The organism is uncultured Treponema sp. (assembly GCF_946187725.1).
Taxonomy (GTDB): Bacteria; Spirochaetota; Spirochaetia; order Treponematales; family Treponemataceae; genus Treponema_D.
Map to the genome: position 1 here is coordinate 1 of NZ_CAMHSK010000065.1, position 7,856 is coordinate 7,856.

Here is a 7,856-nt window from a genome sequence, read left to right on the forward strand (position 1 = left end):
AAGACTACGAGTTCGTAGACGCAATCAAGGGTGGTGCTATTCCTAACGAATACATTCCATCTTGTGACAAAGGTTTCAAACGAGCAATGGAAAAGGGTTCACTTATCGGTGCTCCAATCGTTGGTGTTAAATGTACAATCAATGATGGTCAGTATCACCCAGTTGACTCTTCAGACATCGCATTCCAGACTGCAGCTATTGGTGCATTCCGCGAAGCTTACGAGAAGGCAAAGCCAGTTATCCTCGAACCAATCATGAAGGTTTCTATCGAAGGACCTACAGAATTCCAGGGTAACATGTTCGGTCTTATCAACCAGCGCCGTGGTGTAATCCTTGAGTCTACAGATGAAAATAACATGTCTGTAGTTAACGCTGAAGTTCCACTTTCAGAAATGTTCGGATTCTCTACAATCTTGCGTTCTTCTACACAGGGTAAAGCAGAATTCACAATGGAATTCCTGAAATACGGTCGAGTTCCGGGCAATGTTGCTGACGAGCTCATCAAAAAGTATCAGGAAGAGCGAAAAGCAGCTCAGAAATAAGTCATAAAAGCACTTCATTTTAACGGAGTGCTTTTACCCCAGCGAGTTTTGTCATAAAACTCGCAACACAAATAACTTTTCGTTCAAAGAAGAAGGAAACTGAAAAAATCAGTTTCCTTTTTTTTTAAACTCGTGTTATAATATTATTAAAGAGAGTTTAAAACTAAGGAGGCATGATAAAAACTAACCTTACATAATTTTATCACGTCCAGTTTTTGTCGTCGGCAGAAACTTACAGTTCAGTTGCCTCATGCAACATTTTTAATCACAGAATTATCACAGGAGGCATGATAAAAATTGCATCCATGTAGTTTTTATCGCGGCCAGGTTTTAGCTGTCAGCAAAACTTGCGAATCCGATCCTTCCGTGCAACGCCGCTAAACGCGGGGTTTTTAAAGGAGTAAATTATGGTAAAACAAGATCTTTATGATAAAAGTACAATCCGTCTTTTTGATTCTGCTACAGAAGGCGGTTTGAAAGCCGGAGAAATTGGTCTCATCACATCAAAAAAGGGATTGGGTAAAACATCAGTGCTCGTTCAGTTCGGAATGGACACTTTGTTGCAGGACAAACAGCTTGTTCATGTATCATTTGATTCATCAAATGCAATCTCTTGGTACGACGGAATCTTCACAGAACTTGCAAAAAAGAAGAATGTTGGAAATGCTGCAGAACTCAAGGAATCTATCGTTTCAAAACGAACAATCCTCAACTTCTCTCTTGATAACTTCTCTCTTGCTAAAGTCGTTAACACTTTGAATGCTCTCAAAGCCGGTGGAATCGCTGTATCAGGCGTTATTCTTGATGGAATCGACTTTGCAAAAGTCTCAGAAGATGATATCAAAGCTGTTGCAAATTATGCAAAATCAGAGAATGTAACTGTTTGGGGTGCTTCAACTGCTGACGGAGACAAACTCACTGATTCAGTTCCGGCAAACCTCGAAGGCTACTTTTCTGCAGTTCTTCACTTGAATCAGAAGGCAGACGCAGTAAGCGTTGATATCCTCAAGATTCATGATAAAAAGGATGTCGCAGCAGGCCTCAAACTCGACACAAAAACATTACTCATTACAAAGTCATAATCCGACTGAATAATTAAATCATTAATCCCGTGCTTCATTTGAGGTGCGGGATTTTTTTTGTATCGTTGTATCAATACGAAATTTTCAGTATAATTTCAACATCATGGAAACACGCAATATTTTTGAGAATCTCTCATGTATCGACCACCGCTACTCTCTTTCAGAAAAAGCGGCTTTTGACGGACTTTCTAAGTATATCAGCGAACAGGCTTCTATCCGCTCTTGTGCAAAATGTGAGGCAGCCCTCGTAAAGGCTCACCTTAAAGTACGAGGCTGTCTTACAGATGAACTCGCAAAAACACTTGATGAAGTAGCCGCTAACATTGACCCAGAAGAAGTTTATGCAGAAGAAGAAAAAACAAAGCATAATATTCGTGCTCTTGTCAATGTAATGAAAACAAAAGTCAATGCTGAAATCGGGCCTCTCATTCATCTTGGAGCAACTTCGGTTGATATTCTGGACACAGCCTTGAGCTGCCGAATGAGAGATGTCACAAAAAATGTCGTTCTTCCAGAACTTAAACAGCTCGAAAAATATCTTTGTGAAATCGCAGAGCGTGAATGTGCAACTCCTCAGGTAGGCCGCACACATGGTCAGCACGCAGTTCCAATCACTTTCGGATGGAGCATCGCAGAATTCGTTGCCAGATTAGGAAAATCAATCTTAAAAATTGAAGAATTGAGTGATGATTTGGTCGGAAAGCTCGCAGGTCCGGTTGGTTCATACAACGGTCCTTCAATGATTGTAAAAGACCCTGAAGAACTTGAGCGAATCTACACTGAATTCCTCGGTCTCAAACCTTCTGAATATTCAAATCAGCTCGTTGAACCAGAGCATGTTTTGCGTCTCCTTTTGGAGATGAATGTTGCATTCGGAATCATCGCAAACCTTGCAGACGATTTGCGCAACTTGCAGAGAAGCGAAATCGGTGAAGTGTTCGAATACTTTGCTTCAACTCAGGTCGGCTCATCGACAATGCCACAGAAGCGAAATCCATGGAACAGCGAGCATGTAAAATCTCTGTGGAAGGCAATGTGCCCGCGCGTAATCACTTTCTACATGGACCAGATTTCAGAGCATCAGCGCGACCTCACAAACTCAGCAAGCCAGCGCTTCATTTCTGACTATGTTTCAGGCTTTACAATGGCAGTTGCCCGCATGAACTCAGTAGTCAAAGGATTACAGGCAGATAAGGAAGGAATGGCAAAGAATTTGCAGGGAGCAGGCGGAAAGGTCAAGGGCGGCGTTCTTGCAGAACCGGCATATATTTTGCTTGGAGAAGCTGGTGTAAACGACGGCCACGAAGTTATCCGAAAAATCACTCTCGAAGCAGAAAAAACAGGCAAAACCTTCTTTGAAGTTCTCAAAACTCACGAAGAAGCATTTGCAAAAATCACGGCTCAGCTCGAAAAACTCGGAATCGAAAATCCGGCAACCTTCTTCGAGAATCCGGCGAACTATTGCGGCCTTGCTGCTGTCAAATCAAAGAGACTTGCTCAGAAATACAAAGAACTTATGAAATAACAAAACATGTCTTGATAACATCCGCAATAGTTCGTAACAAGAAATCTCCTATGGAGATTTCTTGAGCAACTACTGCGGTCTGGCTGCAGTTAAGTCGAAGAGGCTCGCTCAGAAATACGCAAAACTTATGAAATAAACATCATAGACTTTGGAAGAAAAAGAGTGCGCGAGGGATAGGGAGCGTGCCCTTTAGGGCAAAATCGCACGATGTGCGATTTTAGCGAGTCTCGGCTGAAAATATTTTTCAGCCGGATATTACTAAAGGTGTCGTTTCCCCTTGCTTTTTTTTACACAAGCATGGTCAGTTTTTGCGGCAGAACCTCGAATTTCACGCTGTCGACGCTTCCAACAAGTTCACCGTCTGTATGAAGTATGCTTTTTTCGTCAGATTGCAGCGTGAGAGTCTTGCAGTTTCGAAGATAAAATCCTTTAGTACGACCGTGCAAGCCCATACACAAAAGCGGGAACAGCAGGAATGTAAGGAACTTGGGTACACCCGCCGCGATGCAGATTGAAAGTTCACCGTCATCACCAAGTGCTTTAGGAGCCATGGGCACACCACCGCCTTCAGCCTTGAAATTCATCGCCGCAAGGAAAATCAGTTTGTTGAAACTAATCGGCTCGTCATCGTCAAATTTTAGCGAGACCGAATAAGTGCGCATGGTAAAAAGCGTTTGAATCGTCAAAAACGCATAGCTCAGCTTTCCAAGGTGGACATAATTCAAAATCTTTTTGATTTTTGCCTCATTGATGCCCGTGCCGACAATCGCATCCAGCCCAAAACCTGAACTGATTCCGAAAATACGGCTGTCATTCGTTGAAAGCACCGTAGAACGCCCTAAATCGATTTTTTTGTCACCTTTTGACTTTAAGATGAGTTCGAGAGCCTTTTTTTGATTATGGCGTGGCAGCTTCATTCCCCTTGAAAAATCATTTCCTGAACCTGTTGGGATAACTCCAAGCTTAATCCGCGAAAAATCCGTGATTCCATTCAGAACTTCGTTAATCGTTCCGTCGCCGCCAACAACGACAATCTTTATGTCATCTTCAGGAAGTTCGGAAATATCATGAGCAATCTGCATGGCATGACCAACCCGCTGCGGCACATGAACCTTAAAATCAATTTTTTTATTCCGCAACAGTGCACGAATTTTATTCCATTTTAGAAAAGCCTTACCGCTGCTTCCATGAACATTTACAATAAAGTGATACATGAAAACATTTTAACATGATTTTTTAACGCTCGCTATTTTTTTCTTCCAAATTTGGCGATTTTTTACTATATTTATAATATTACTTTTCAGGAGAATTCTATGAAAAAATTCGCAACAAAATCTCTGGTCACATTAATTGTGCTCGCCGTTCTTGCTGGTTCCGCTTATGAATCTTTCTCGGTTGTTGCCCCAAATGAACGCGGAGTTCAGGTAATGCTTGGTGAAGTTACAGGTGATGTTCTGGAACCAGGAATGCATTTTCATCCGCCATTTGTCAGCATAATCAAAAAATATTCAATTGTTCCAAAAGGCATGAATGTCACTTTCTCTGTCGGAAAAGACGGTGCCATCACAAAAGACATGCAGACTGTCGGCTCACAGGTTACGGTTTTCTACCGCTACGACGGAGCAAAAATCATGGATGCGGTCAAAAAATACAACGAATCGATTCTTGAAAATGCCATCACACGAAGCCTCGTTGCAAGCGTAAAAGAATCAGTCGGCAAATACTCAATCTACGAGCTTGTTGAAAATCAGGATAAAATCACAGGCGATGTAACAGCAGCACTTAATGCAAAACTTGCAGAATATCCAATCGAAGTCACACAGCTTACAATTTCAAACTGGGATTGGAGCGATGATTTTGACAAAAACATCAAGGAAACAATGAACCGTACACAGCAGGTTCGTCAGGCCGAGCAGGATTTGAAGCTTGCAGAGACAAACGCACAAAAGCAGGTCGCAGAAGCTGAAGCTCAGAAAAAGGCCGCAGAACAGACTGCCGAAGGTGAATTGATTAAAGCACAGAAAGCGGCCGAAGCAAAACGCGTGGAAGCAGATGCACTCGCTTACTACAACGCAAAAGTCGCACAGAACTATCAGGTTGAAATCAAGCTCAAGGAACTTGAAATCGAGCTAGAAAAAGCAAAAAAATGGGATGGTCGTCAGGTTCCGGAATATGTGCCACTCACAGCCAGCGGCGCAATCGTCAATCTGCCAGAAGCAAAAAAAGGAAACTAAATTGATTCAAATATTCGACACAACAGACAAATATCCTCTTCAGAAAATCGGCAAGATGGCAGGCGTTTGCTGGAACAGTCCGATTGATGATGCTGAAAAAAACATAAAGCGCGCAAAAGACTGTATTTCAAGCGGTCACGGGCGGGTTCTTGAATATGTTGACATCGAATTGTGCATTTCAGGCTACTCTGCACGGGCAATCCGCGAATATTACACACACATTGGCGGTGGTCCTACACGATTACAGGAAAGCACGCGCTATGTAAACTGCGAAAAGTTTGACTACTATCTGCCCACCACGGCAAAAAAATCTCCGGAAGCACAAAAAGCTTACGAAGATTGTATGGAGCAGATTCGAAAAAGCTATGCCACTCTAATGAAACTGGGCGTTTCAAAAGAAGATGCTGCAAACATCCTGCCGCTCGGCATGATGACAAAAATCGTAGACAAGCGGAATTTGCGCAACATGATAAACTTGATGAACCAAAGATTATGTACGAGAGCATATATCGAAATCCGCACGCTTGCAAACGAAATTAAAACAGCACTAAGCGAATACTCTGATGAATGGAAGTGGATTTGCGAAAATCTTTTCGTTCCCAAGTGCGATGTAACAGGTTTCTGCATCGAAACCAAATGTTGTGGTCGTCGCCCCAGAAAAGAATAACGAATAAGTTAAACGCGGGCAGTTTTTTATATAAAAACAAACATCCCAGTCATGGTTGATTGAACAACTTGACTGGGATGTTTGTTTTTACACAGGAAAATTATCCAATTTATCCCGCGAATCTTTTTTTACGCTTTTGACTAACTACATCAGCCAATTTATTTTTTTGCTAAAGCCGTGTTATTAGTAGAAGTTGAATAGAAAGCAAGCACTTCTGTGCTGAATTTATTCTCAAGATGGCCGCGATAGTTTGAAATCTTTGCAACATAGTTCAAAGTATGCTGCGGTGTTTTGTTCTGCTTTACGCGAGAAGTACCAGCATTATACATTGCAAGAGCCGTGATTTCGTTTCCGGCAATGTCCATGCAGTATCTGAGGTGACTCATTCCGTACTTTGCACTTACTTTTGGGTCAAAGAACTCTGCTTCACTGAGTTTTGGGAAAGTCGAACTGTTAAGCTGGAACAATCCACGGTCAATCGTACGGTTAGAATTTGAATTAACTGCATCAACTTTGAAATGGCTCTCTACATAGGCAAGTGAAAATGCAAGTGAAAGTGGGATGTCGTTTTTATCAGCATTTTCAAGGATTGCAAGCGCAACCTCACGATTACTTGTTACATGTGTATAAAACCACTCAACCGCTGGTCTAGACTGTGGCTGTCTGTAAAGAGCCAGCCCTTCATCATCTTCCGGAGAATAATCATCTGAGTATTCGGTTTTGAAGCCGGCCTCCGCAAAATACTCCTCAGTAAAATCCATGCTGTTAAGCATATTAAAATCAGGAATTTCTTTTGCCGACTCCGCATTTTTTTCTGCTGGCGACGGAATACACTTTAAGACAAAGAAGCAGATTGCCAAAAGAAGAGAACTAAATATTACCGTGCCGCTAAATGTTTTAGCTTTGAAAGAATTCATGCAAGTATGATTGCAAAAAAAATATTTTCAGTCAATGGAAAATTCAGAAAAAATTATGTTTTTTTGATGAAAATTTCGCATTTATTACCGTTTTTCGCAATTTTACATTTTTTTTTAGACTTTTCGCAATCAATACTGAACAACACCCGGTTCAACACTTCGCTTGCAGAAGAAGCAATAGTGAGCATGTTTTGCGAATAATTCCTCAATGTAGAAATCTTTGTACGCGATTATTTCTTCAGGAACAGCGAAACCAATTACAGAAACGCAATCTTTTACCCGGCGGGCACAATGCTTCATGGCTGCCGTAAACTGCTCATAATCACCGCTTTTATCAAAAACAGGCTCTATAAAAACGAAAGATTTTTTTTCTTCAAGAGTTTTGAGTTCATCACGCAATTTAGCAAGAAAATCTTCGTTGTACTCACCTTCACCCGCTTCAACATCGCTCCATTTAACAGGAAAAGCCTTTCCATCAAGCGAAACTGACTCTCCGCCCACGGTGTACAATTTGCTCTCTTTTACTTCAAATAAACGCTCAAGCTTCATTTTTTACCTCAATTATTCATAAACAAAAAAATCTCTACACTTGGTAGAGATTTCCGACATCAAAACGCCTTTTAACTTTCTGCTACTCGGTCAAAATCTTGATAACCTCAGCCTTGTCCTGAGTGTTCAAAATCTGAGCACGCTTCTCTGCGCTCTTGAAGAGCAAGCTAACCTCTGCGAGGAACTGAAGGTGCGGACCAGTTTTGTTGATTGGTGAAAGTGTCATGATGAAAATGCGGCATGGCTCCTGATCCAAAGAATCGAAATCAACAGGATTATCAGAAATGCCAATACATGCAACCAAATCAGCGACTGTGTCAGTCTTTCCGTGTGGAATAGC

8 protein-coding genes and 1 pseudogene are annotated in these 7,856 nt (G+C 41.6%); 5 read left to right on the forward strand and 4 right to left on the reverse strand.

Annotated elements, in window-relative coordinates; all coding sequences use genetic code 11:
- The 3 genes and pseudogenes from fusA to Q0Q74_RS13815 form a co-directional block, all read left to right on the forward strand.
- Positions 1-542 (forward strand): annotated as a pseudogene (fusA, locus tag Q0Q74_RS13805) (elongation factor G); the annotation flags it as partial.
- 407 nt (positions 543-949) lie between these two features.
- The gene (locus tag Q0Q74_RS13810; protein ID WP_294431794.1) at positions 950-1,624 is read left to right on the forward strand and encodes a hypothetical protein; all 675 of its coding nucleotides are present in this window, start codon (positions 950-952) and stop codon (positions 1,622-1,624) included.
- A 103-nt stretch (positions 1,625-1,727) separates the two neighbouring features.
- On the forward strand, positions 1,728-3,149 hold the full coding sequence (locus Q0Q74_RS13815; protein ID WP_294431798.1) for a lyase family protein: 1,422 nt from the start codon (positions 1,728-1,730) through the stop codon (positions 3,147-3,149).
- Positions 3,150-3,436: 287 nt separating this feature from the next.
- On the opposite strand, the gene Q0Q74_RS13820 is transcribed toward Q0Q74_RS13815, so the two are convergent.
- On the reverse strand, positions 3,437-4,363 hold the full coding sequence (locus Q0Q74_RS13820) for a diacylglycerol kinase family protein (protein WP_294431800.1): 927 nt from the start codon (positions 4,361-4,363) through the stop codon (positions 3,437-3,439).
- 99 nt (positions 4,364-4,462) lie between these two features.
- Between Q0Q74_RS13820 and Q0Q74_RS13825 the strand changes: the two genes are divergently transcribed.
- On the forward strand, positions 4,463-5,383 hold the full coding sequence (locus tag Q0Q74_RS13825; protein WP_294431802.1) for a prohibitin family protein: 921 nt from the start codon (positions 4,463-4,465) through the stop codon (positions 5,381-5,383).
- Between the two features lies 1 nt (position 5,384).
- The gene (locus Q0Q74_RS13830; protein WP_294431807.1) at positions 5,385-6,050 is read left to right on the forward strand and encodes an FAD-dependent thymidylate synthase; all 666 of its coding nucleotides are present in this window, start codon (positions 5,385-5,387) and stop codon (positions 6,048-6,050) included.
- 158 nt (positions 6,051-6,208) lie between these two features.
- Here Q0Q74_RS13830 and Q0Q74_RS13835 read toward each other — a convergent pair whose 3' ends face one another.
- The 3 genes from Q0Q74_RS13835 to Q0Q74_RS13845 all read right to left on the reverse strand — a co-directional run.
- A complete protein-coding gene (locus Q0Q74_RS13835; RefSeq protein ID WP_294431810.1) occupies positions 6,209-6,967 on the reverse strand; it encodes a lytic transglycosylase domain-containing protein in 759 nt (252 codons plus the stop codon).
- Between the two features lie 129 nt (positions 6,968-7,096).
- On the reverse strand, positions 7,097-7,516 hold the full coding sequence (locus Q0Q74_RS13840) for a hypothetical protein (protein WP_294431813.1): 420 nt from the start codon (positions 7,514-7,516) through the stop codon (positions 7,097-7,099).
- Positions 7,517-7,598: 82 nt separating this feature from the next.
- A partial coding sequence (locus tag Q0Q74_RS13845) for a PTS sugar transporter subunit IIA (RefSeq protein ID WP_294431815.1) occupies positions 7,599-7,856 on the reverse strand: 258 nt, incomplete at its 5' end.